Here is a 24,586-nt window from a genome sequence, read left to right as displayed (position 1 = left end):
TCAAACGCTCATCTGAACTATTGATTCCAACGTTCTTTCTTTTCTTATCATACTTGCAATAGAGACTATAAAAGTATCAGCCAGATTAAAAATAGTTACAATGCGCGTCACCACTCCAGTCTGTAGTCTTCTTAAAAGGTAAAAGAACCCCTGATGTCTTTTCCATTCAGGGGTTCAATACATATATACGATTCTTATGCTTGTCAATGTATCTTATGCTTAGAAGCTCATCTTAATGATTGGTTGTAGAGCTTTGCGCCAAACGAACGAGCATATGAGCCAGCATATGACGTTCATCTTCCTTACCTACATTCCACAGCTCCTGAAGCAACTTCTCTTCACGATTGCGAGGTTCCTCCCGAGCTGCGAGATAATCCGCTACTTTCTCAGCGATTTTAGCCATCTGCTCCTCGCTTAGTCCAATGGATTCTCCCATCGCAATTCGCTTACCCAGGTACTCTTTGAATGCGTCAAAGTTCTGTAAGATCTGTTCTCTTTCTTCCGGCGCAATCTTCTCAATTGCATTGTCCACCTTGTCAGTAGAAACTTGGCCATCTTTACGGATTACGTGATTTTGTTCATTCATCTGAATAACCTCCTTGAGAATAGTTGTTCATTAGGATTAATACAACATACTTAACATTAACCGGTTATCTATAATATAAACTCCTCTTTTAAGTTTAAAACAGTTCATTTCTATCCTGTAAGCGTACTGATCTTTGAGCATCACGTTTCAAATGAACTCCAGCGGTTAATCGTTTACATATACGTAATAGTGTTTGGACATGTTAAGAAACATCTGTACATTACGGAACAAGGAGGGATTTCCCATGAGCGACAAAGCCAAACATGAGAAAACAAACGATGAACTTGAACCAGGCATGAACACGGTGATCCATCCAGACAAGCAAAATCCCGGGCCAAGCGATATGATTGAAGGTATGGTAGGCGATATCGTGGATAATATTCGCAAAGATTTCTCACATGATTCGAAGGACGAAACGTCTTCTTCCAAGTCAACGGATTCATCGAGTAAATAAGCCCGATCCTTTTCTCCATAGCAAAAGATAGCTTAAAAAGTCCTCCTGCCATACGCATGGCTTGGGAGGACTTTTTGGTAATGAACAATTGAATAATCAACCTCATATCTGGAGGTGATTTTCAAATTGAATCCTTTGTCATCTGCTGTAGCGCCTTATGAATCCAGATCGCGGCAATGGAACCTTCACCCATCGCAACGGTTGCTTGTTCTGCATGCAGACCCAGATCCCCAGCAATCCATACATTCGTCGCTGCCTGCAAGCTGCGCGGATTGGCTTCTACATGTTTATTATCTGCGATCACAGCTCCAAGCTGCTCTGCCAATTCATAGTGCACCCGATTGCCTCCAAAAGCGATAAACCCACGCTCCGACTCAAAGATCTGCCCATCATCGGTCAGAACACCGGTGATATGGCCGTCCTCGATCTGCTGCACTTCCTGGACCGCCGCTTCCAGATAACGAACGCCCGCCTCTTTCATGCTGCGATGAAGTTCAGCAGATATGGGGGCCTGCTCATGGTTGATATATAACAAATCATTCGTACGCTGAATTAAAATCATCGCCATATTGGCCCCTGCTTCACCAGATCCCAACAGAACTGTCCGCTGATCTTGAATCTCATAGCCGTCACAATCAGGACATACATAGACTGTACGACCCAACGTCGGGGTGAGTCCCGGAATATCCGGAACTCGATCCGTAAGACCCGTTGCCAGAAGCACCGTTTTGCTCCTATATTCAGATCCGGAAGTACCAAATAATTGAATCTTCTCACCCTGACGTCCTGCTTTAACGATACGGTCTTTCTCAAAAGCTACACCGGTTCGCTCTGCCTGCATCCTGCCTCGGGCACGGAGTTCTTCGCCGGACACCCCATCAGGGAAACCGAGAATATTATGATACGACCGACACAATGTCGATCTGCCCTCTCCCGCATCAATCACCAAGACCTGATGGGCCGAATAACGCCCAAGCTGAATGGCCGCCTGAAGCCCTGCGAGCCCTCCACCTACTATTATGCAATCAACCTCTCGCATGCTCCTTCTCCTCCTGAACTTCCATTTATCTATTTTAGGTAAACAATTTGTCCTTCTATACATTAAACCGATCAGTCAAGCTTAAACGCGTCCTCGTCCTCCTTATCTTACACCAAAATAAAAAGACCCAAACCATCCGCCTGAATCACGGTGAGTTTGGGCCTAGAAAATTCATGATTGCTTAGAAGTTATACGATTCAAATCGCGATGCATTCGAAATGGCGTTCCATACATCAGCTGTTTCGCCGCCCATGTACCAGTAAGCCAGTCCAGCAATTTGCCGTTGCTCACTCATTAACACTTTGGCCGATAAAGAACGACTATCCTCTGCCCATATATATCTTGGTGTACCGTTACTGTTGTAACCAATAATATATTGAGCCAGACTTGCATCCCAACGTCTTACAGATCCCGTGGCATACGCGCGGGTTCCCTGTTCTGCCAGTGTAATGTCCCAGGAACTAGCTGCCGGATTCACTGAAGACCAGTCTCGTGTATACAACGGAAGGGCCAAAATTGTTTTGGCACGTACTACTTCGGAGAGCATGGTATCCAGCGCCTTTTCCACCCATGGAAGCGAGGCCACCGATCCTGCTTTTGGATCACCATTCCAGTGTTCCTCATATCCCATCAGCACCATATAATCCGATACAGCACCCAGTTTGGCATAATCAAATGCATCCGTCCAATCTGTACCGAGGTCTGGCGATACATCCACAGACACAACTGCACCCAGTGCGTGCAACGTAGCCGTCAAGGAGGTGACAAATGCTGTTAACCCTTCACGATCCACAGGATCGACATTCTCGAAGTCCACGTTAATGCCGTCCAGTTTATAGGTTTTGACATAGGCGGCTACCTGTGAGATCACTGCTGCTCGGTTGACTGAACTCGATAACATCTGATGGGTAAGTGCCGAATCTGAACGATTGCCAAGCAATGGCCATAGTTGTCTGTTGGTAGCGGATGCCCAGGATATTAATGCCGGGTCCGCGTGATCTGTTACTTTCATACTGCTATTCAGGAAAAACCAGCGCGGGACAAGCGTATTCACTTCAGACTGTTCCACTTGCTTCTTGAATTCAGCCGTCGTGGAGTTATATTGCCAACCCAGCTGGACGCCGAGTTCATCCGAACGCCGTAACTGCTCAGACCATGTTTTCTTTTGTAAAATGGCATCGAGCATGACGGCTGCTTCTTCTCGCGTTACCTGGTCATGCGGTCGGAACACGCCTCCACTGCCTCGCATCAGTCCTAGTTGATATACCGTCTGTACATAAGGGCGTGCCCAGTCCGAGATATCCGCTGCGTCGAAATATGTTGAAGATAAGAGCGACGTCTCTACGGGTTGTTGTTTTAACATGCGAACAAGAAGGGCAGCCGCTTCTTCGCGCGTAATGGAAGCATTAGGCTGGAACGTTCCCTGACCTTTACCCTCCAGAATAAAAAGATTCGTCATGGCGGCAACGTTGCCGTAATACCAAGCGTTCATGCTTATATCCTGATAGGGATTAATGTTATTTTTAACGGGCTTCAAACCTAGCAATCTCACCGCAAACGTTGCAAACTCTGCACGAGTAACGGCCTTCTTCGGTTCAAAGGTAGTCTCTGACGTACCGGCAGCAATACCTTTGTCCACCAGATGCGTAATAGCATCCTTCGCATAACTCGTATGCGTATCCTGAAACTGTTGCTGTACGGTTGCAGCTTGAACGGTATTACTATATCCAGCCACCGATCCAAGTGCTAATACCCCGCATAAAGCCATTTTCCACTTGCGTTGGTTCGTTATGTCTTTTAATCTATTATTCACATCAAAAAGCCTCGCTTCATTGGATTACGATCAACTATCATCGTATCAAATTGAAGCGAGGCCGTATGTGGTTAAATGTTGGGAAATGCGAAGCTTACTTGTGTACTTTTACGCGCTCTTCAATCGGTTGGAATTCTTTCTCACCCGGTGTTGCCGTTGGTTTACCAAATGGCATCTGAGCGATCAATCTCCAGTTCTCAGGAATGTTCCATTCTTGTTTAACCTTCTCGTCAATCAATGGATTGTAGTGCTGCAAAGATGCACCCAGACCTTCTTGTTCCAGAGCAGTCCAGATCACCAGTTGCAACATGCCGTTGGATTGGTTCGCCCAGATCGGGAAGTTATCCGCATAAGCTGCAAAATTCTGTTGAAGCTGTGCGATTACATTGTTGTCTTCGAAGAAGAGAACCGTACCATATCCGCTGCGGAATCCAGTCATTTTCTCTGCTGTGGATTTGAAAGCTTCTTCATTACCTACCACTTCACGTAAAATTTCTTCTGTGTGATTCCACAATTTATCATGTTGTTCACCGAGCAATACAACAGCACGGGATGTTTGTGAGTTGAAGGAAGTTGGTGTGTATTTCACCGCTTCTTCTACGATTTCCTGGATTTTAGCATCCGAAATTGTAGATTCCTTGCTAATTCCGTAATAAGATCTTCTGTTTTTCAACGCATCAAAAAAAGTAGTCATTCTTATTCGCCTCCCAAAATATTTTTTCATTTGCCAACATAGTAACTATAATATAGTAACATACATTAGTCAACAAGCTAATATATTTTCACCAAGTACACATTCTTCGATAACACTTGAGCCTTTCTTGAACCTTTATTGTTCAAAAAACTGCAATGGGACTAACCTTCGTTCGTCTTTTTGCGATAATCAGCTCGGTATTTTTCTTCCGTAGACGAGTTACTCTTCGTCTGATCCTTATTCTTCTCTTCCTGTGCTTCCATGTTTAGATCTTCCATTGGAATCGGGTCTACGGTCTGTTCTTCCTCATGCATGTCAAGCAAACTTTTCTTCTCCGTTTGATACTGCTCGGGATTGTCATGGAAACGTTTTGTATCGTTATCGTTGTTATTCTGATCCGGTGTGTGCTCTTTCATTCATGATCGCCTCCTCTGATTTCATTACCCTTTCTTTACCTGTTCTGCCTATCTTCTAAACACGGTGATGTGCATTCATGAAAGAAAAACAAAAAAGCCAACCAGACAAGCTGGTCGGCTTAAAGAAGACTTCTATGACTGACCATGCAATCGGGTACGATACAGGTCGGGCGAACATCCTACACTTTGCTTGAATATCCGGCTAAAATGGGAAAGGCGTTTGAAGCCGGACAATCGACTTGCTTCTGTCACCGTGATCTCAGGTTGAAACTGAAACAACAGCTTCGCTTGATTGATGCGACGGTCATAGAGATATTTGAATATCGTCAAACCTGTCATTTCCTTGAACATGCCTGCCAAATATGGTTTGGATAAATGCAATTCCCGTGCCAAATCATCCAGACCAATGTCTTTCATATAGTGGGTATCGACATAACGGATAATGTGCTGCACATGCCGCTCCCTCTCCGATGATGGAAGGTGTTCTTCAACATCGCCCTGGCAGATCTCTGCTACAAAATACAACAGGTCACACAGCCGGACATTCATGCGCTCCTGTCTGAAACTAGTCTGACTCTGAGACAGACGATGGAGATCGTGTAATAGCGCTTCGAATTCAGAGCGGGTATCTCCCGCCAGATTGACCCGGCAATTTCTCAATTCTTCAAACGGCTTCAGCACCTCAACCATGCGATCCGGATGCAGGCTGCTGCGAATGGCAGACGGATCAAAATGCAATGTGCTTCGCTCATAAGCACTGCCGGGTTTCGGATGCGGTCGATGAAGAGTCAAGCCATGCATCAGCACCAGATCACCCGGCTCCAAGTTATATACCCGGTCTCCTATGATATAAGTACATTCTCCATCATGAAAATAATATATCTCATAATGCGGATGTGAATGGAATCCATCTGACTTGCCCGGGTTAAACGTACTGGTGGAACGGTAACTATACTCCAGTGAAGCACTAAATTGCATCATGCTTGGCATTCATGCACCTCCTGTTCGGGAGAGGGAAACGATTCGTGTCATGACCCTTTAGGATATATAAAGTGAATTATAAAAGCTGTTTAATGCTTTCCTGAATCTCGTCGATGGAGTCAACAGGTTCAAAACGTCTGACCACATGGCCCTCAGCATCGATGAGGAATTTCGTGAAATTCCATTTGATTGCATCTCCATGTACACATTCCGATGCCTTCTCAGCCACCATTAATTTCAGTAATTTGGCCTGTATGTCTGTCTCATCAAAGCCAGCAAAAGGCCCTGATCTTTTCAAAAAGTCGTGGAGCGGGTGCGCCCTTGATCCTTGTACTGATCATACAGCTTCTGCATGTCATCGAACTGGTGCGTATACTTACATTTACTTGCAGTGTTTACGATGAGCACAGGCTTTCCTTCATATTGATAGAGCGGGAAACGCTCTCCACTGGTTCTGGTTACGGTAAAGTCATAGATGGTTGGCATAAGTCTAGTGCACCTCGCGATAGTTATGTAGTCATATAGAGTCATATGATTTTATATTATATACGAAGTTTGAACTATTGTATTGAGGAAGATAAGTTACTCTCCTTTTCAACAGAAAACCCTTCTGCCGCGAGAATCTCTTCGTTCAGCAAAAGGGTTATATTATGTGATCTCAGTGATTAGGCTTCAGCCCTTCACGGCGCTTCCGGCCACGCCCTGAATGATATAATGCTGACCCACCAGGAAGACGATAATCATCGGAATAATGCCTGCCGTGGCAGCGGCCATCATGCCGTTGTAGTCTACATTGTTCTCCAGAATAAAGTTCTGCAGTCCGAGCGGCACGGTGTACAGGTCTTTGTCGATCAGGAACACAAGTGCATTCTCATAGTCATTCCAGTGCCAGGAGAAATCAATAATCGCCAGTGTAGCCAGTGCAGGCTTCGCCAGGGGCAGAATCAGCCTGAAGAAAATGCGCAGGTGACCGGCACCGTCGATGAACGCCGCTTCCGAGATCTCTGAAGGCACTGACAGGAAGAATTGCCGCAGCATAAACACCCCAAAGATCGTGAACATTCCGGGCAGGATCAATGCCCAATGCGTGTTATATATGCCGACCCACTCAAACATCAGAAACTTCGGTACAAAGAGCACCTGCGGAGGCATCATCATCATCGAGAGATAGATCAGGAACAATGTCTCCCGACCTTTGAATTGAATCCGTGCGAAGCCGTAGGCTGCAAAAGCTGAGAGAAATACAGCTCCGACCGTGCTAATTAGTGATATTTTCAACGAGTTCAGATAATATGTCGCAAAAGTATCCGCCCCGCTCCAGACCTTGATATGATGCTCCCAGTTCAGGCTGGAAGGTATCCACTGGATGGGATAGGTGAATACGTCCGCAGGAGATTTGAACGATGTGCTGATCATCCAGATGAATGGCATAATCATCAGCAAGGCAAAACCGGACATCAGAAGTGTCAATATGATTCTTCGAATCTGCGTCAAGGACTCCATGCGGACTATAGGTGAATGCGGAGCTGTGGGCTTCGCGCTCGTGGCAGTTTGTTTTTCCATAACGATCCCTCCCCTCCTTAATAGTGAACCCAACGTTTCTGACCAAGCCACTGCAATACGGTGAAGATCATGATGATGGCAAAGAGCGCCCAGCTAATGGCAGCAGCGTATCCCATCTCGTAGTATCGGAAGGCATTCTGGTAGATAAACAGCGACAGGACGGTTGTACTGTTCCCTGGCCCGCCTTGGGTAATCGCTTGAATAATACCAAAGTTCTTGATGGTCATAATCAGCCCGGTAATCAGCAACAAAAAGGTAGTCGGGCTCACAAGCGGCCAGATCACTTGGCGTATCGTCTGCCAAGGACGGGCTCCATCAATTCGTGCAGCCTCAACCAATTCCTCCGGGATTTCCTGCAAGGCGGCCAGATAAATAATCATGTTGTAACCCAACATGAACCAGATCCAGATGATATCAATCGCATACATGGACCATTCCGTTGTTGATAACCAGCCGGGTGGATTCGTAATACCGATTCCCCGCAAGAAACCGTTAATCGGCCCCGACGTTGGCTGGAATAACAGCATCCAGACAAAGGCGATGGCAACACCGCTGGTGATATAGGGCATGAAATAGAGAGCACGCAGCGTTTTTTGCCAATACACCGACTTGTTCAGCGCCACCGCCACGATAAAAGCCAACCCCATCGATACAGGAACCGCTAACAGAAATACAAATGTATTTCGCAGCGCCACCCCAAACAGATCATCATTCATCATTCGGCGAATGTTATCTAATCCGACGAAATTCGTCTCCGGGCTCATGAATTTGTAATCGGTGAACATGAGATAGAACGAATAGACAGCTGGTATAATAAAAAACAACAGCACGCCAATCATATTGGGCCCAATAAACAGATACCCGAGCCTGCTCTGCCGTTTCATCCAGGATTTATGCATATGCTCCCCCACTCCTTAACATCTGTTCTGGAATTAAGCATAACAAGATGTCCTCTAACATTTAAGGAACATAACCGTGGTCCTGATATCACAGATATATGTATTTCGGCAGTGCCTTTTGAGAGAGAAGCAACATGGAATTGTTCTATTGCTTATATAGAAAAAGCCGTCCCATAAGGGACGGCCTTCGCTCTTGGTGCAGCACTTACATTCTATTGATTCTGCTTCAGCCAATCATTATGGCGTTTGACCATGTTCTGAACCGTAACTTCGGCAGTCTGGTTACCAAGGAAGAACTTTTCATACTCCTGTGCACGCAAGTCGACCACCTCTTGCGCAATGCTGCGGACAAACGTAGGTGTCTCATCACCATACAACACGAATTCCAGAGACTCCTTGTCATAGGAATCGGCATAATCACCCAGCAGATGATCGATCGCAGTCTGTTGATCGACCGCATTGGAGGAAGGCAAACGTCCACCAGCAGCCATCGGCATCATTCCTCCATCGGCGTACCATTTCAGGAACTCCCATGCAGCTTCTTTATTTTTCGACTTGGAATTGATGGCGATAAAGTCACCCAGTCCCCCGCTCTTCACCATATCCGCTTCCTCTGCAGCCAGTCTCGGTACAGGGGCAAAGGCGATTTTCCAATCCCGAGGGAACTCGGTCATGTTGTTTGATGTGCGGATCAGCCATTCGCCTATGTTGATCATGGCAGACTCACCGCCAAGGAACATGTTCTCCACCGGCATTTTGGAAGTCAGCTGCTCGCCAAGTGGAGGCGTGGTTGCATCCTCCTTCATCATCCCGTTCAACGTCTCCAGCCATTTGGTAACGAGCGGATCATCGAGGTTTGAAGTGCCGTCTGCCTTAACATAACCGTTCTTCACCAGAACGGAATCAAGCGGGTCTACATAGGAAGCGGTATGCTGCACCAATCCGTACTTGAAGCCAGCCGTCTTCAGTTTGAGTGCATATTCACGGGCTTCATCCCATGTCCAGGCTGTCGGTACACTCAGTCCGGCCTGATCAAGCGCTTTCATATTTAAAGCGAAGAAGGCAGCGTTTTTCTTGGTCGGCATCCCGTAATATTTGCCGTCCACTTTCCAGGAAGCCGCATCTTCACCCATTTTCTCATCAATGTTGTAGTCGGTGAACTCGCCCAGATCCAGTGCTGTCCCGCCCTTGATGCGTTTGTCCAGATTCGTGAGGGTATAGTTGACGTACAGGTCAACGTTTTGCCCGGTGGACAGCGCCGTATCCAGCTTCAGGTTGCCATCATCGTCATTCACAAACCGTACATATTCCACCTGAATATCGGGATTCTCCGCATTCCAGGTATCCACCACTTCCTGTGGACCATTCTCAGGCGGCACCGCGCCCCACATGGTGAGCTTCACTTTCCCCCCTGCCGCTCCACTTCCATTATCTCCACCGTTCGTCTCATTTTTACCTACACAGCCGGCAAGCAATCCCAGCATTAGCACGCCTACAATCAATCCCGTTAATCCTCTTTTGGCTCTCATCTGGTCACATGACCTCCCTGAATTGAAGTGAATGTACCTTCCGTTACATCGTAGCAGGGACCTTCCTGGGTTCATAAGATACATATCCATGATTCGGATTGAACAAAAATACGGATTTACTTGTGCTTGCCTGAGCACTCAGTACACATATTCCTTCTACTCATCCGGTGAATCACGAGCGGTGGCGATACTGGCTGGGCGTGCAACCGGTCCAACGCTTGAATATTTTGATGAAATAATTATCACTTCCGAACCCTACCCTGTAACCAATCTCCTGTACAGGAAGGTCCGTCTCCCGCAAGTATTCAGCCGCTTTCTCCATCCGTACCCCATGCAAGTAGTGAATCAGGGTATGCCCGGTTTTCTTTTTGAACAAAGCACTCACATAATTCTCCCCCATCATCACATATCGTGACATGGATTTCACGGTAATGTCCTGATCGTAATGCTGCCCGATGTACTCGATAATTTTGCTAATCTCCGGGTGCTTCACAACCGGCTCAAGAACAGGTGTGAACGGAAGATCAGTCTCAGACGACGGCGCAGAAGAGACCGTAAGAGATGTAGGCGAAGCAGGCGTTGATGTGATTAGCGGAGGTGCAGAAGGCGACACTTCATGATGATTTGTTTCTGTCTGGGCTTCAGCCGATGCTCCCAGTTCCTCACTTACTTTACGAAGTGTATCACGCAGTGAATTCACACTCATGGACAGTTTCAGAATATAATTTGAAGCTCCGTATTCCATCGCACGCCGAACATATTCGAACTCCCCCATACAGGTGAGCATGACAAACTTGGTTTTCAACCCGGCTTGGCGCGTCTGTTTGAGTAATTCAAGACCATCCATACCCGGCATGACAATATCAGTCAGCACCAGATCCGGTGTATCCCGTATGATCATCGCCAGCGCTTCGGTCCCATTACCGGATTCTCCGATGACCGTGAAGCCCAGCTCTTCCCAGGAAATGATCTCTCGCACCGACTCTCGTACGAATACCTCATCCTCTACAAGTAATACTTTCCACATGTTCCAGATTCCCCTCTCCAGTCGGCTAGTCTGACCGCTTCTGTACATAAGGCGTCGACAATAAAAAAGGAATGCTGAACCTCACTAATGTCCCCGGCTTGGTATCGATCACCTCAAGTTTACTCTGGCCTTTGAACAATAACCGCAATCGTTCCCTGAGGTTGGACAGGCCGATCCCCGGACGCGTCCGGGTTACCTGCAAACGCCGGGATTCCTCCATTCCGATACCGTTGTCTGCCACCTCCAGCATCAGTGTTGCTGTGTCTTGCCTATAAATGCTGATTCGGATCTGCCCAAGCTGCTCCAGTGGCCCGACACCGTGGTGAATCGCATTCTCCACCAGTGGCTGCAAGCTCAACTTGGGCACCAGCGCATACTCCAGCTTATCGTCAAATTCACAAGTCACCTCGAAGCTATCGCGGTAACGAATCCGCTGGATATGAAGGTAGGCTTGAACCAACTCAATCTCATCCTTCAGATATACCAATTCGACCTGTGAATTCAGGCTGACCTCCAGTAATTTGCCCAAAGAAACACATATCTCGGAGATCTCCTCATTCCCGCTGCGTATCGCACTCCATTTCATTGTATTCAATGTATTCAGGAGAAAGTGCGGATTCATCTGAGCCAGGAGCATATGAAAATGTACCGCTTCCTTCTGTCGTTCCTCCGTCTTGAGTCTGGCAATCATCTGATTGGCATCGTCCAGCATCGTATTAAATGTACGTGTCAGTTCCAGCACTTCGCCACGGCTGTGGCCCTCAGGAATACGAATCTTGAGGTTTTTGCGGACGACCTCCTTCATCTGTTTCTGTAGATGCGACAAAGGGCGCGTGAACGTCGCCGAGATCATAAAAGCCATCAGTACAAATGCTCCTGTGAACCCAAAAAAGGTCAGAAAATAACGCTGTTTCAGTTCAGATATCTCTGTAAAGAGAATCGAGAGCGGAATCCGATTCACCATATACCAGTCCAGTGATTCGATGTACACGTAGTTAATCAGCGTATCCGAAGCTCGATCGGTTAGGTAAGCCTCTGCCGGATGGAGAGCTATTTCAGCCGTAACCTCAGGGGAGAGGGCAGCAGTTTTAGATGAACGGGCAATGGTCTCCCCACTACCTGTAATAAGATAATACTCCTGGCTACTCTGTGAATCCTTCAGCATAGTCTGGAACCAATAGGAATAATCGATGCTAATTCGTGCCAGACCGTACCGTTTGCCGCCGCTATCTTTCATGTAGGCATACAGTGACAAAAGGTACGGGCTGGAGGATAGCTCCCGCAGCACATGGTTAGTATCTCGGGCATCCCAGCGATAAAAAAGTTCTTCCGGTTGAAGCGGGTGTGAATCCGCACCACCTTTTGAAATCGTGATTTCCCCAAGACGCTCGCTGAATTGTTGCAAATAGGGGCCGTACGCCAGTGCTTTCTCGGGCAAATACGAAGTGTAAACGCTATCATAAAAATCCAGCAAGGTAAAGTACACGGAAGGATTATATAGGAAGAAACTGTTGTTGATCATCTTAAACTTCTCTTCCACCAACGACTTGTTCTCAAGCGGCGTACGATTGTCCGGGGAGGTTAGCACACTTCTTACCGCAGAATCCTGTTCCAGAAAAATGAGTGTTTTGAAGGCGATGCTCATCTGGTCCTCCAAAGAGCGGTACATCTGTACCAGCTGCTCATGACTCTGCTCACTGATTTTCTGCTCGACCAGCGATTCAATCTGCTGATAATTGTAGACATTCAATGCACTGAACGGCAAGAGAATCAACACCACAAACGCGCCGAACAGGCGGTATCTGAGCCGCTGTGGCAACCAACTTTTCCAGTTTGGCTTCTTCATTCCTTAGTGCTCGCTCCCCTACAATTAATGAACCCATTATAGCACCTGCCTGCCATTTATACCCGGAGTCGAATGATTTGCATGGATTTGTGATATACGTTGCCTGCATTCAAGAGAAGTGCACAGATATGTTCTATTCGTCATACTTGATGTCGTCTCCGGTATTCTGAGGGGCTGATCCCCACCGTGGACGAGAATACGCGGCTCAGATAAAATCCGTTTTCATACCCACATCTCTCCGCAATCTGCGTTAGGGTTAAACGGCTATCCGCCAGCAAGGCTTTGGCCTTTTTGAGACGGATCGCTTTCAGGTAATCGGATGGTGTTTCTTGAAAAGCCTCCCGGAACCTTCGGGTAAGCTGAACTGGACTCAACGCCAGACGCTGGGCCAATGCTCGGAGACTGACCGCCTCTCCTGCCCATTCCTCGAGCAGAACTGCCGCTTCAGTCATCAGAGCGTCTTCCGTGAACTTTCGTTCCATTAATCTACTCTGTCTGCGCTCCCATTGATACAGTTGCCACAAATCCATCAGCAGATGGGTTTTCCACCCTGCCGAAGTCTCATCATTGTCCTCGCTCATCTGTCGTAGATAAGCATACGTTGAAGCCAGACGCTTCGTATCATTAATCAGGGATTTTCCGATCGGCGGCAGAAGATCCTCCTCCTCTGCGGAGTTACAACGGAACTGTATATAGTGAAACGTCAGCGGAGTTACCGTCTCTCTGCGAAAAGGAACGTGGGGCGGACACAACACCAGATCAGCGAACCCCGCCTCTCCTGTATGCCCCCCAACCTCATAACGAAATACGCCCTCTTCAACGGCAAAGACCACCCAAGCGTCGTAGATATCCTCAGCCAAGGCAAACTCAGCTTTCTTCTTCCAGTAGATGTGATTAAGGAGGTCCATGATACACCTGCCTTTGTTATGAAATAAAGTATATGCTCGATGATAATATAGTGTATTTGAAAAGTAAATATATAGAACTAATATGAAATTATAGATATGAAATACGAGCTTAGGCTCCTCCATATTCAATGAGAGAGGTGTTCATATGAAGCATGAACTCGTTAAACCGGATATCACCGTCATCGGGGGCGGGCTAGCTGGCGTGTGCGCGGCCATATCTGCGGCTCGGCTGGGCCAACAGGTCGCTCTGGTACAGAATCGCCCCGTACTCGGCGGCAATTCCAGCAGCGAAGTACGCGTATGGGTCTGTGGCGCTACCGCCCACGGGATTAACCGCTATGCCCGTGAGACGGGCATCATGGGAGAATTGTTTGTAGAGAATCAGTATCGCAATCCGGAGGGGAATCCCTATCTCTGGGACTTAATCATTCTGGAAGCCGTTCGAGCCGAACCCAACATTCGACTGTACCTGAATACCGATGTACATGAAGTAGAAGCCACAGGAGATGGAGAGGAACGTATGATCACCTCTGTTACCGGGTGGATGATGGGTTCTGAGCGCAAAATCCGATTTGAGAGTCAGATCTATCTGGACTGTACAGGCGATGGACTTGTTGGCTTTCTGGCTGGTGCCAAGTTTGTGCTCGGCCGGGAAGCCCGCAGCGAATATGGTGAAGAATGGGCACCTGAGGTAGCCGATCAGATCACGCTCGGCAGTACACTTCTCTTCTATACCAAGGATGCTGGTACGCCTGTCCGTTATATCCCGCCTTCTTTTGCCAAGGATATTACACAGACCAGCATTCCGATTCGCCGGGTCATTCGCAGCGGGGATTCCGGTTGTCATTACTGGTGGATTGAATGGGGTGGTGAACATGACACCGTTCATGACAATGAGCTGATCCGTGATGAACTGTGGTCCGTGATCTATGGAATCTGGGACTATATCAAGAACTCCGGCAAGTTCGATGCAGAGCAGATGACGCTGGAGTGGATCGGTTCGCTGCCTGGCAAAAGGGAGTATCGCCGCTTCACGGGTGACTATGTGCTCACCCAGAACGATATTATCAGCCAGCGGGAGTTCCCGGATGCCGTTGCCTTTGGCGGCTGGTCCATCGACCTGCATCCCCCGCAGGGCATGTACGCCGAAGCGAGCGGCTCGAAGCATATGCATGCCGATGGCGTGTATCACGTGCCGTTCCGCTCGTTATATTCCGCCAATGTGCGGAATATGCTCATGGCCGGACGCGACATCAGCGCATCGCATGTTGCCTTCGGCACAACCCGCGTCATGGCGACATGCGCGGTCATCGGCGAAGCCGCCGGTACGGGCGCGGCCCTCTGCGCGGCCATGGGGGTGGCGCCGCGCGAGCTGCACGCGAGGCATCTTGCGGTGCTGCAGCAGACATTGCTGCGGCAGGACGCATCCATCATCGGGGTGCGTAGCCACGATGAGCTGGATCTGGCCCGGCGTGCCAAGGCTACAGCCTCCAGCACGCTGACGGGCATCGCTCTGGAGCAGCCTGGCGAGACGTACCCGCTGGGTACGGATGTTGCCCTGCTGCTGCCTGTGAATCCAATGCTCAGCGGCCTGGAGCTGCTGCTGGATGCATCCAGCGATACCGCGCTGACGGTAGAGCTCTGGGATACGGGACGTAAGGAAAATTACGTCCCGTATTCGTTACAAGTTACGGCAACCGTTAACGTTACGGCGGGAATCGCGCAGTGGGTGAACTTTCCGCTCGAATGGCGACCGGAAGAACCGCAGAATGCTTTTATTATCATCCGCGCAAATAAAGCCGTCTCACTCTACCATTCGATAGAAGCACACAGCGGGGTGCTGATCTTCTTCAAAACGGAAGAAAACCATGTGTCCAAAAATCTGGAGGACCACGCGACGGATCAGCCTGTCGTATTATGGTCCATGCAAGGGTTGGCACGTCAGCCATTCTGCTGTCGTACCCTCTCTGAGACCACGGCCTATTCAGCGGACAACACGATCAACGGCTACCATCGCCCTTTCGGTGGCCCGCAGCAGTGGATGTCACAACCGATGCAGCCTGACAGACCCGAGTGGGTGCAACTGACGTGGGAAGATCCACAGACCTTGGCTGAACTGCACTTGACGTTCAATGATGATGTGAATGAGGATCTGGTTAATTTGCATCACCATCAGACGACATTCCGCGTCATGCCTGAACTTGTGCGCGATTATCGGGTGGAAGTATTAAGTCGGTCTGGGGAATGGATCGAGATTATAAACGTAACGGAAAACCGCAGAAGAAAAGTCATCCATTCTCTGAATACACCTGTGGATGCACAGGCGCTTAGGGTAAGCATCAATGCCACTAATGGCAGCAGGTACGCGGAGTTGATCGAGATTCGGGCGTATGGGGAAGGTACACGGTAGGAGGACTCTGAGCACATTAGGTTTGGATAGCCGATTATGGCCCTGCTCAACATATACGATGGATATTTACAGTACGGGTCACACATGTCATATGTATAAGAGTCTCCACTCCTGAATGAGAACTGCAAGCAAAAAACAGGTTGCCTTGATCTTCAAGACAGCCTGTTTAAGCATTTTATGGTGATGTAGAGAAGCGGTTTATTTTCTCCAGTGATTCAGTGCTTGTTGATAGCGTTCAGAGTTATTGATTCGGATAAGTTTCTTTTAAGAACTCAACAGACTGCACGATTAGTGCTTTCAACACATCTACATGAATATCCGCGACCTTGTTGATGTACACACATGCTTTCCCTGTTGTATGTTTTCCAAAGTCTTTCAGCAGTTCTCCCCGCTCGCTACCCCCTGTGGCAAAATACAAACTGATCTTCGCCTTTCGTGGTGAGAAGCCCACTAGTGGTGCATCCCCTTCGTGACCAGATTCATATTTGTAATGGTACGCACCGAATCCAATAATACTCGGTCCCCACATTTTAGCCTCATAACCTGTCGTCTCCGTGAAGATATCCAATAATTGATAGGCGTCTTCCTGTTTCTTTGCATGTTCGATCTGTTCAATAAATTCAATAACGCTTTGGTCTGTTATTATTGTTTTAAGTTTATACATTGAAGAGATCACTCCTGAATTAAGTCCAGTCATCAAAACTCTTTTCCAGAAAGACAAGCTCTTTCTCATAGTGTGCGAGATGACCTTCTTCTACCATTTTCATAAAAGCATGTTCCCCGGCAGCCGCACGATCAGATAATGTTTTACACATAAAACGAATGCGCGATATAACCCATTCCTTCAGGTCTGTCGGCACACTCAGTCCATACGTGCTCATAAATAATGTAATGCGTTCGTTACGAATAGATCCATGCGCCAGGCTAGAGTAAGGCATAACACCCTTTCCATCCATCTTTGGTGAGAAATCTGCGAGTGGGACGGACGTATACAAGGCATAGGCGATATCCCACAGGCGCGGACCCGGACCTGCCATATCAAAATCAATAATCCCTTGAGGACGCCCGTCCTTGTACACCACATTATACGGCGCAAAATCATTATGACATACAACTTCATCTTGCTCAGTTATGCCCGGATACTTGTTCATTGACTCTGATGTGGCTATAAATCCAACGGTTGCATCATGGTAACTTCTCAACAGTTTAGCGACACCTATCAAAGATTCGTCTGACCACATATACTCTTCTATCTCAGGATAGTCATTGCCTGGAACGATTCCTTCAAGGTAAGAGAGTACTTCTCTCCCCTGCTCATCTATTCGGAGAAATCGAGGAGCATGGTCATAACCGACTTTTTCGAGATGTGAAAGCAGTTCATGCACGTATGGATTTGGTTTGGCCTGTCGGCGAACCGTCTCGCCTATTCTGACAACCTGATTCACATTACCTCCCGTAAACACTTCCTCCTGTCCAGACACTCCTATCCCTCCCAATGTTACACTTCTTTGGTATAAGCATGATTACGATTTTTCTTATAACTCCCCGGAAACCCTGCAACCAATAACATAAATCCTACGAAAAACATGAAATATACGAGTAGTCCTGCCGAATTGTCAGTTGTCTGAGCGAACTCTTGCGTCCTTGTACCTGAAGCATATCCTGCTTCTACTATGGCAGAAGATATTCTTATTGATATTCTCTCCAAGGTCGAGATTAACACACTGCCAAGCATGAGGATTACACCCAAAATCTTGTTCATATTGTTCATATGATACCTCCTGTAGTATCCGTCCACTATTTTATGAGTTTCTCTACTTAATCTCTTTCGATTCTCTATTCCATATTCCTGCATTTTATATTAACGGATCTGTTCTAGTATCATCATCGCAAATAGCAGCGTCGTCATCACGGACGGCGCTGTTGTCTGCTCTCACTATATGTTACGTAGCCACTTCATGGTGGAAATCCATACTATTTTCGAAAAAGGCGGACCGTTCTACATGATATAGATCATAGATCTGCTCCTTGATATTAATCAACTGGTATACATCGGGATAGACATCATTTGCTAATTTCACATAAGGCAGTTTTTCTACCGCTTTTCTGGACCTTACATTTTGCTTGCGTATCTTCATAAATACCGTCTCAATCGCATGTTCCAGAAACAATTCAACAAAGAAGGCTGATTTCGCTTTTTGGCTATACCCATTCCCAAAATACGGCGATCCAATCCATGTAGCTAAGAATCCTCTTTGATCCTCGATGTGATATAGATCAATCGTACCAATGGGCTGGCCAGTTTCATTCAAAATCGTTCGGGAAATCACCGTTTTTTGTTCTTCTTCAGCCATCAATTGTTTGGTCAGGAATAGATATTCCTCATACGATTGGCATGCATAACGAACGTAGGGAAAAACTGCGGGGTCCATCATTAAGCTGTACAGTGAATGGCATTCCTGCAAATCACGTTTTTTTAACATTATGTCTACCACCTAGTCCTTTTAGTCCGCTATATCAAGCAAATTAAGTATATAAAAGGTATTGTGGTATTTAATGAATTCTGTATATGGCTTATGTAAAATTGATTGGAAAAATATCCATTCGATTATTCAGGCTGCACAAAAAACCGCGTGCCCCTTTTCACAGGAATACGCGGTTTGCATGATTAAGCTTAACAGTCAATTATTGTATACCTTGCATGATGGCGTTAATGATGTTTTGCTGTGTCACGGTATTGTTAGAACGGTTAAATAATGCAAATCCATGATGACCATTGTGTCCATTGTCCCAATAAACAGGAACCATTTTGTATTTCTTCGCTTTTTCTGTAACTGCTTTTGCATATGCAGCACGATATACATTGTTGCTGGAATCGTAGGACGTTTTATCAATGGAACCGAACTCACCGATCACTACTGGATAACCTTGAGTCACAAATTTATCGTACATGGACTTGAACTGCGATTCCAGATAATCTTCTTGTCCCCAAGTAGATTTTTTGGAAGGATTCGTAGCCGTTGCACCCCATTGCGTGATATTACCGTTTTCCTCACCTGCAAAATCCCACGGAGAGTAATAGTGTGCCGAGATCATGATTCTCTTCTGTGAGCTAGGAATTGCGGAGGATCTGAAATTATCTGTTGGGAGCGCGAAGCCATAATTACCAACAGTGTAGTCAATATTGGTGTTCCAGCCCGGAATCAGCAACCATCTGGCATTGTTATTACCTCCCGTTTGACGAACCGTATCCACAAAGATTTGATTATAGGCGTTCAGATTAGCGTAATACGCAGAATTCGGGTTACCATAATTACCATCGAATACTTCGTTCATGGATTCGAAAATAAGACGGTCATTGTAGTTGCTAAATTTAGTGGCAATCTGCTGCCACACCTTTTTATACTTTTCCTTAATGGCCGTCTGATTTCCACCATTCACGAGCAGCCATCCACCTTGGACTGAATTGTACCCATCGCCATGAATATTGATAATGACATACAGGCCTTCATTGTACGCATAATCCACCACTTGCTGAATTCGATTCAGCCATGCTGCATTAATTGTATAATTGGGAGCGCTTCCAATGTTGTTCAAATAGGAAATGGGAATACGAATGGACTTGAAGCCTGCTGCTTTCACCTTTTTGATCAACTCCGGAGTCACCGTAGGATTACCCCATGCAGTTTCATTCGGTGTGCCGTTCACCGCTGCTTCCAGCTGATTGCCCAGATTCCATCCTGCACCCATCTCAGCCACAATTTGCGAAGCATCCGCTGCAGACGCTTTAGCGCTCCATCCGGTAAAGGCCACCGTAGCCAATAATACAAGCGCCAAGCTACTGATGCCAAACTTCTTCCATTTTTTGAACATAACCATACCTCCGCTTATCTTATTTTTTCTTCAAGCAGTGCGGTTAATCTATTTATACAGATTGAATGATACGAGAATGCACACCCTCCTCTCTATCGATCAAACAAAACAAATATTCGCCTACACACAACATAATAACACATTTTTGGAAAATAAATCACTATCTTTCTCCTGATTTTTGACTATTTGTTACAAAAACCTCCATTTAACCATTTAAGTTGATGGCTTGGATTTGCTCTCTATCAAAATCAACAATCATGATGTGATCTTGCAGGATATTGTCTCCACAAGCAATTGTTGCTCCATAATCCGCTAAACTGTTAAATGTTATATCTATACGATACACTTCAATTTCATTAAACCGATCCTTATGTACCTTTTCATGAAGTTCATTCTCATAATATTCTCGAAATACAGTCTCACAAGTTGAAAACCATTTAATGTAGGACTCTATTTCATTAGCAATCGAATTTAGTTGCATATCTGTGGACACATAAAATCGGACATCGTTTAAATCATCATCCAGATTGGAATGTTTAAATATCTGCACTGTATTTTGCAGAATGTAGCACCGATAACGCTCATCACTCTCTTCTTCAAGCTCAATGAATTGACCTAACAATAGGATCTGCCCCTCTCAAGGCATCTTAGAATAACTCTTGTAACCAATCAGCGAATTTTTCTTTCTCCTCAAACTGTGGGTAATGCGCCGAAATACAACGAATTCTTTGATCGGTGCATCGAATCCGTCGAAATAATCACGTGCTGCATTCGCAGTGGTCATATAATCATATTTACCCATCACAAAATAGGTAGGAATCTCAAGATGATCAACAATTTCGGGTAAATATTGATCCAATGCTTCTCTCAGTAAGATTTCTTGTAAACTCAGAACCCCTGTATAAAAGCGAATCATATCCAGCCCATTATACTCGGGATTGAAAAGGAATCCTGAAATATAATCGCTATTCTCATGGATGAGTCTGGCTGCACCACCGTACTTTTGCACAAGAATTCTAGGCGTAAGTTCCTTTCCTTGCTCGATCGAGCCTCGAACTAGCTCCAGTTTTTTAACGTCCTCTGCATTACCGGCTTGTTTCGCTTGTTCGTACGTGTACTCCAAACTTTCCAGTTCGCTCTGAAGCGTATTAGCCCTCTGTCCAATGCCTATATAAGCGTGAAACTGAGTAGGTGCTTTAGCCGCAGCTTTCATCCCGATGTATGTACCTAATGAATGACCAATTAATATAACCTTCTCTTGACCTAACTCCTCAGTTACATAATTCCTTAACGCTAACAAATCATCTACTAATACATCTGTCGTCAGATTCGAGTAATCTTCAGAAAAGTGATAGGACTTTCCGCTCCCACGTTGATCGTAATGCACCACCGTGAAGTGTTGCTCAAGCTCTTTCTGATACTTCCTTACGTATGGAATCTCCGACCATCCCGGCTCGCCATGCACAAAAATCAGGATAGGATTACTCCGGTCACCCCCCTGATCATGACTTCATGTCCTGTACCGTTAATTTCGACCTGCTCTAACATGCTGATGCTGTTCTCACCTTTAATTTTGGGTGTCCATGTGGGAAATCTCAGAGCTACTATAACCATTAAAATCATACTGAATATGCTGCACTTGAGTATCTTCCGTATTTTTTTGCGCATGAAATGCTCCTTAAATAATAAGTTTCATTTGTAATTCTACAACGGTTCCTTCACCGTAATGGATACAGCAATTCAACGGGTTCTTTCATCAGCTCTTCTTGGAAGATGTAATTGTGATCGGCTCCAATGATACAGAGGATTCTTTTGCCTGGATGTGCTTCAACTGTATTTTTGACTCTTTGAATCATAATTTGATTACGCACAACCCAACGAAAGTTCTGTGCCTGCGGGTTAACCTTCCCTAACCATGCATACTTTTGTTTGGTTACGCGATCGAATTCCTTTGAATTAAAAGGAATTTTGCTAAACCTAGACGTCTCCATTTGCTCCGCAAACCAATGATCATCCCGTTGTTCAAGTTCATTTCGTTCCTCGCTCGAATAGCCGTTAAATGGATCAAAGGCATTCCACACATCTAATTCAAACCAATCTATAGGGACAAATGTGATGTCCTGCTCTTCGCACAAAGGGAAGACCAATTCCCAATATTCACTGGCCGGTTCTCCCCAGTATCCTCTATCATTTTTGTCCTCCAGATACCTCAACCAGCTCTGTGGATGAACTTCACCGCAAATAATATCTGGCTTAAACTCATGAATCACATCCTTGTAAAGTGAAAGAGAACAATGATATTGCTCCCTCAGTTCTGGATTATGAATGGTTCCGAGTATACCAACCGTTGTCATGTGCCCAGCTCCTTTATCATGTGTATATCTTTAGGCTCTTTGTCATAAAGTTCTTGATCAATCTCGCTTGCAATCTGACTACCCTGGCTTCTGTAAAAGGATACCGCCGATCTCGTCTCTGTGGAGGAAATATACAGATACTGCGCTCCACGTTTCTTTGCCTCTTCACTTAACTCGCTCAGAATATGTTTTCCAATACCTTGTCTTCTGTAGGAGCGCGAGACATACATCAAGTCAATCTGTAATTGATTACATTCTTTCCCTCGGTATTGATGTGCCAGTACTCCAAATCCGATTAATTGATCCCCAGCAAAAGCGCCATATGCCATGCCGCCTTGTTCTAGTTCATAGATATACCGAGTTTGAATCTCTTCCAAAAGCTTTGCATCCCAGTTTGAACACTCATGATCTTGTTCTAGCTCAACCAATCCGTTCTCTCTCATTTCATATATGAGATCAATATGTTCCGAGCGATCCATTTCACGTAAGTGGTTCACATCTTCAAGGGTCAACGTTCTATACGTTATCATGGTGTTGCGAGTCCTCCTTCAATCTTGTTCTCTTCAATTAATTTTGACATATCCATTGGAACGGCTATTGTAGCTTATTTTAATTACAGGTAACTCCTTCAAATGATTTACTTCGATGGTGTATTTCTTAAGCTCATGGTTCTCAAGTCCATCCCATCTGTCCGAGAAATGGTAAAACATATCTCCGAAGTTCATGCCTTCAGGTAATACATCCACAAGCTTTATTTCATCAATTTCAGACTCCGGTAAGCTCTCCAGCAATTTAACCTCAGCATAAAAGACCATACCAAAACTCCCATTCCATTCATATACTCCATAAGGTGTTAATTCAAAACGCACTGCTCCTGTCTCTTCATAGAGTTCTCGACTCGCAGTGTGTAGAATGGTTTCCCCTATTTCTTTGTTGCCTCCTGGGATCTCCCAACCTCCTCTTTTCCTATTTTTAATGATGATGAATTTATTGTTGTATTTCGTGATCATAACTGCAAATTTTATTAACTCTGGATCAATTGCATCTAGATCAAACCAGTGGCTCATGTTATCTCTCCCATATACAACTATTCTTTCAATATATAATTTTCAAACCACTGAAGTGGTGGCAAGCTGTCATCGGATATAATCGTTGTAATTACCGCAACCAATCCTCGTTTTTGGTTAACAAATATGTATTGCCCTCTTCCTCTGCCCATGCCCATAGCATAAAACGTTTTATTTTCAGGGTGTTCTGCTTCCTTCTTATTTTTCATTATGCGCCAGTGGTAGCCATATAAGGATTCGGAAGTAAGTGAAGGATTTAGAGTTTTAGAAACCCATTCAGCAGGGACGAGTTGTTTCGAATTCCACACTCCATGCTGTTCGTATAAAACCCCAAACTTCAACATATCTTTGATCTTCATTCGCAAACCAATACCACCGACGTCAATCCCTTGCGTATCCTGATACCAATGGAAATCGTCAATGCTTAGAGGTGCAAATAAGTGCTTTTATAGCAAATTCCGCTGTAATGGGACTTGGTGTTCATATAAAGAGATCTTCAGCGCCTCTTCCCAATTCTCTCGTGTGACTGGTTGAACTTATATCTCCTACTATATCTCCTCTTTCGGTAATCCTTGATTACCCGTAACGTTCTTTTTCACTCTCATTCACAACCACTTCCAAATGATGTTCAATCAACTGTATAACTTGTCTTTTATTCTTAGTGATCATTGCTGTCTTGCTGTTTTCATTAATTACATCTATGGCTGCTTCCATATTATATTGATGGTTCCACTTCACAATCATTTGGCATAAATTCTTGAATGACTGCTTGTAATTCCACGATTGCAAACCCAATCTGGACAATACAAACCTCTTTATAATTCGATAATCTCTGATGAAAACATTTGGATTTAATACAAAAATCAAGTCCGCTTCTTGAATGGATTTTAAAGTCCAATCTTTGTACTGCACTCCTTCTATGATCCAAGCCTCTGAACTGACAATAGACTGGATGGAGTCATCCCTGATCCGTTCAGGATATCTCAGATTTTCGGCGCTTCTGTCCCATATGAGATTGTCTAATTCATAGGAAGGAATACCGTACTTATCAGATAATTCTTTGGCTAATGTTGATTTCCCACTCCCACAAGATCCAATAATTCGAATTCTCATACACTCTCCTGGCG

The 24,586-nt window shown here is 45.7% G+C and carries 26 protein-coding genes and 1 pseudogene; 2 read left to right on the top strand and 25 right to left on the bottom strand.

What is annotated here, in order from left to right:
- Positions 1–232: 232 nt before the first annotated feature.
- Positions 233–586 (bottom strand): DUF3243 family protein, encoded by a 354-nt coding sequence (locus M1D71_RS11450; protein ID WP_458126520.1) that lies wholly within the window; start codon positions 584–586, stop codon positions 233–235.
- Positions 587–830: 244 nt separating this feature from the next.
- Here M1D71_RS11450 and M1D71_RS11445 point away from each other — a divergent pair, with 244 nt between their 5' ends.
- Positions 831–1,040 carry a hypothetical protein gene (locus tag M1D71_RS11445; protein ID WP_458126519.1) on the top strand — a complete coding sequence of 70 codons (210 nt, stop codon included), beginning with the start codon at positions 831–833 and terminating at the stop codon, positions 1,038–1,040.
- A 121-nt stretch (positions 1,041–1,161) separates the two neighbouring features.
- Here the strand turns inward: M1D71_RS11445 and M1D71_RS11440 are convergent, their stop codons facing one another.
- From M1D71_RS11440 to M1D71_RS11385, 12 genes are all read right to left on the bottom strand, one after another.
- A complete protein-coding gene (locus M1D71_RS11440; RefSeq protein ID WP_458126518.1) occupies positions 1,162–2,079 on the bottom strand; it encodes an NAD(P)/FAD-dependent oxidoreductase in 918 nt (305 codons plus the stop codon).
- Between the two features lie 181 nt (positions 2,080–2,260).
- Positions 2,261–3,892 carry an S-layer homology domain-containing protein gene (locus M1D71_RS11435; protein ID WP_458126517.1) on the bottom strand — a complete coding sequence of 544 codons (1,632 nt, stop codon included), beginning with the start codon at positions 3,890–3,892 and terminating at the stop codon, positions 2,261–2,263.
- A gap of 94 nt (positions 3,893–3,986) precedes the next feature.
- Entirely contained in the window at positions 3,987–4,586 is a 600-nt protein-coding gene (locus M1D71_RS11430) for a nitroreductase family protein (protein WP_062833966.1), read from the bottom strand.
- Between the two features lie 161 nt (positions 4,587–4,747).
- Positions 4,748–5,002: a hypothetical protein gene (locus M1D71_RS11425; RefSeq protein ID WP_458126516.1), complete on the bottom strand. Its 255-nt coding sequence runs from the start codon at positions 5,000–5,002 to the stop codon at positions 4,748–4,750.
- A 132-nt stretch (positions 5,003–5,134) separates the two neighbouring features.
- Positions 5,135–5,992 carry an AraC family transcriptional regulator gene (locus M1D71_RS11420; protein ID WP_458126515.1) on the bottom strand — a complete coding sequence of 286 codons (858 nt, stop codon included), beginning with the start codon at positions 5,990–5,992 and terminating at the stop codon, positions 5,135–5,137.
- Between the two features lie 285 nt (positions 5,993–6,277).
- Positions 6,278–6,469: a redoxin domain-containing protein gene (locus M1D71_RS11415; RefSeq protein WP_458126514.1), complete on the bottom strand. Its 192-nt coding sequence runs from the start codon at positions 6,467–6,469 to the stop codon at positions 6,278–6,280.
- 186 nt (positions 6,470–6,655) lie between these two features.
- Positions 6,656–7,546, bottom strand: a complete 891-nt coding sequence (locus tag M1D71_RS11410; protein ID WP_458126513.1) for a carbohydrate ABC transporter permease — start codon at positions 7,544–7,546, stop codon at positions 6,656–6,658.
- A gap of 17 nt (positions 7,547–7,563) precedes the next feature.
- The gene (locus tag M1D71_RS11405) at positions 7,564–8,445 is read right to left on the bottom strand and encodes a carbohydrate ABC transporter permease (protein ID WP_458126512.1); all 882 of its coding nucleotides are present in this window, start codon (positions 8,443–8,445) and stop codon (positions 7,564–7,566) included.
- 212 nt (positions 8,446–8,657) lie between these two features.
- The gene (locus M1D71_RS11400) at positions 8,658–9,974 is read right to left on the bottom strand and encodes an ABC transporter substrate-binding protein (RefSeq protein WP_458126511.1); all 1,317 of its coding nucleotides are present in this window, start codon (positions 9,972–9,974) and stop codon (positions 8,658–8,660) included.
- Between the two features lie 172 nt (positions 9,975–10,146).
- A complete protein-coding gene (locus M1D71_RS11395) occupies positions 10,147–11,001 on the bottom strand; it encodes a response regulator transcription factor (RefSeq protein ID WP_458126510.1) in 855 nt (284 codons plus the stop codon).
- A gap of 25 nt (positions 11,002–11,026) precedes the next feature.
- Positions 11,027–12,847 carry a histidine kinase gene (locus M1D71_RS11390; protein WP_458126509.1) on the bottom strand — a complete coding sequence of 607 codons (1,821 nt, stop codon included), beginning with the start codon at positions 12,845–12,847 and terminating at the stop codon, positions 11,027–11,029.
- A gap of 140 nt (positions 12,848–12,987) precedes the next feature.
- Positions 12,988–13,755: a helix-turn-helix domain-containing protein gene (locus M1D71_RS11385; RefSeq protein ID WP_458126508.1), complete on the bottom strand. Its 768-nt coding sequence runs from the start codon at positions 13,753–13,755 to the stop codon at positions 12,988–12,990.
- A 145-nt stretch (positions 13,756–13,900) separates the two neighbouring features.
- Between M1D71_RS11385 and M1D71_RS11380 the strand changes: the two genes are divergently transcribed.
- The gene (locus M1D71_RS11380) at positions 13,901–16,165 is read left to right on the top strand and encodes an FAD-dependent oxidoreductase (RefSeq protein WP_458126507.1); all 2,265 of its coding nucleotides are present in this window, start codon (positions 13,901–13,903) and stop codon (positions 16,163–16,165) included.
- Positions 16,166–16,406: 241 nt separating this feature from the next.
- On the opposite strand, the gene M1D71_RS11375 is transcribed toward M1D71_RS11380, so the two are convergent.
- From M1D71_RS11375 to M1D71_RS11320, 12 genes and pseudogenes are all read right to left on the bottom strand, one after another.
- Positions 16,407–16,829 carry a DUF1801 domain-containing protein gene (locus tag M1D71_RS11375; RefSeq protein ID WP_458126506.1) on the bottom strand — a complete coding sequence of 141 codons (423 nt, stop codon included), beginning with the start codon at positions 16,827–16,829 and terminating at the stop codon, positions 16,407–16,409.
- A 19-nt stretch (positions 16,830–16,848) separates the two neighbouring features.
- Positions 16,849–17,646, bottom strand: a complete 798-nt coding sequence (locus tag M1D71_RS11370) for a phosphotransferase (RefSeq protein WP_458126505.1) — start codon at positions 17,644–17,646, stop codon at positions 16,849–16,851.
- Between the two features lie 17 nt (positions 17,647–17,663).
- Positions 17,664–17,936 (bottom strand): hypothetical protein, encoded by a 273-nt coding sequence (locus M1D71_RS11365; protein ID WP_458126504.1) that lies wholly within the window; start codon positions 17,934–17,936, stop codon positions 17,664–17,666.
- 172 nt (positions 17,937–18,108) lie between these two features.
- Entirely contained in the window at positions 18,109–18,648 is a 540-nt protein-coding gene (locus M1D71_RS11360; protein WP_458126503.1) for a GNAT family N-acetyltransferase, read from the bottom strand.
- A 202-nt stretch (positions 18,649–18,850) separates the two neighbouring features.
- The gene (locus tag M1D71_RS11355) at positions 18,851–20,038 is read right to left on the bottom strand and encodes a glycoside hydrolase family 5 protein (RefSeq protein ID WP_458126502.1); all 1,188 of its coding nucleotides are present in this window, start codon (positions 20,036–20,038) and stop codon (positions 18,851–18,853) included.
- 205 nt (positions 20,039–20,243) lie between these two features.
- Positions 20,244–20,660 carry a hypothetical protein gene (locus M1D71_RS11350; RefSeq protein ID WP_458126501.1) on the bottom strand — a complete coding sequence of 139 codons (417 nt, stop codon included), beginning with the start codon at positions 20,658–20,660 and terminating at the stop codon, positions 20,244–20,246.
- A 25-nt stretch (positions 20,661–20,685) separates the two neighbouring features.
- A pseudogene (locus M1D71_RS11345) lies at positions 20,686–21,706 on the bottom strand (alpha/beta fold hydrolase).
- Positions 21,707–21,756: 50 nt separating this feature from the next.
- Positions 21,757–22,392: a hypothetical protein gene (locus tag M1D71_RS11340; RefSeq protein ID WP_458126500.1), complete on the bottom strand. Its 636-nt coding sequence runs from the start codon at positions 22,390–22,392 to the stop codon at positions 21,757–21,759.
- Complete coding sequence (locus tag M1D71_RS11335) at positions 22,389–22,922, bottom strand: GNAT family N-acetyltransferase (RefSeq protein ID WP_458126499.1); 534 nt, start codon at positions 22,920–22,922, stop codon at positions 22,389–22,391. Before M1D71_RS11335 ends, M1D71_RS11340 begins: the two co-directional genes overlap by 4 nt.
- A gap of 33 nt (positions 22,923–22,955) precedes the next feature.
- Positions 22,956–23,459: an NUDIX hydrolase gene (locus M1D71_RS11330; RefSeq protein WP_458126498.1), complete on the bottom strand. Its 504-nt coding sequence runs from the start codon at positions 23,457–23,459 to the stop codon at positions 22,956–22,958.
- 20 nt (positions 23,460–23,479) lie between these two features.
- Positions 23,480–23,818, bottom strand: a complete 339-nt coding sequence (locus tag M1D71_RS11325; RefSeq protein WP_458126497.1) for a hypothetical protein — start codon at positions 23,816–23,818, stop codon at positions 23,480–23,482.
- 217 nt (positions 23,819–24,035) lie between these two features.
- Positions 24,036–24,572, bottom strand: a complete 537-nt coding sequence (locus tag M1D71_RS11320) for a hypothetical protein (RefSeq protein ID WP_458126496.1) — start codon at positions 24,570–24,572, stop codon at positions 24,036–24,038.
- Positions 24,573–24,586: the final 14 nt, after the last annotated feature.

This window comes from Paenibacillus sp. Z3-2, from assembly GCF_054161325.1.
This window is presented reverse-complemented; position numbering and strand designations above follow the sequence as displayed.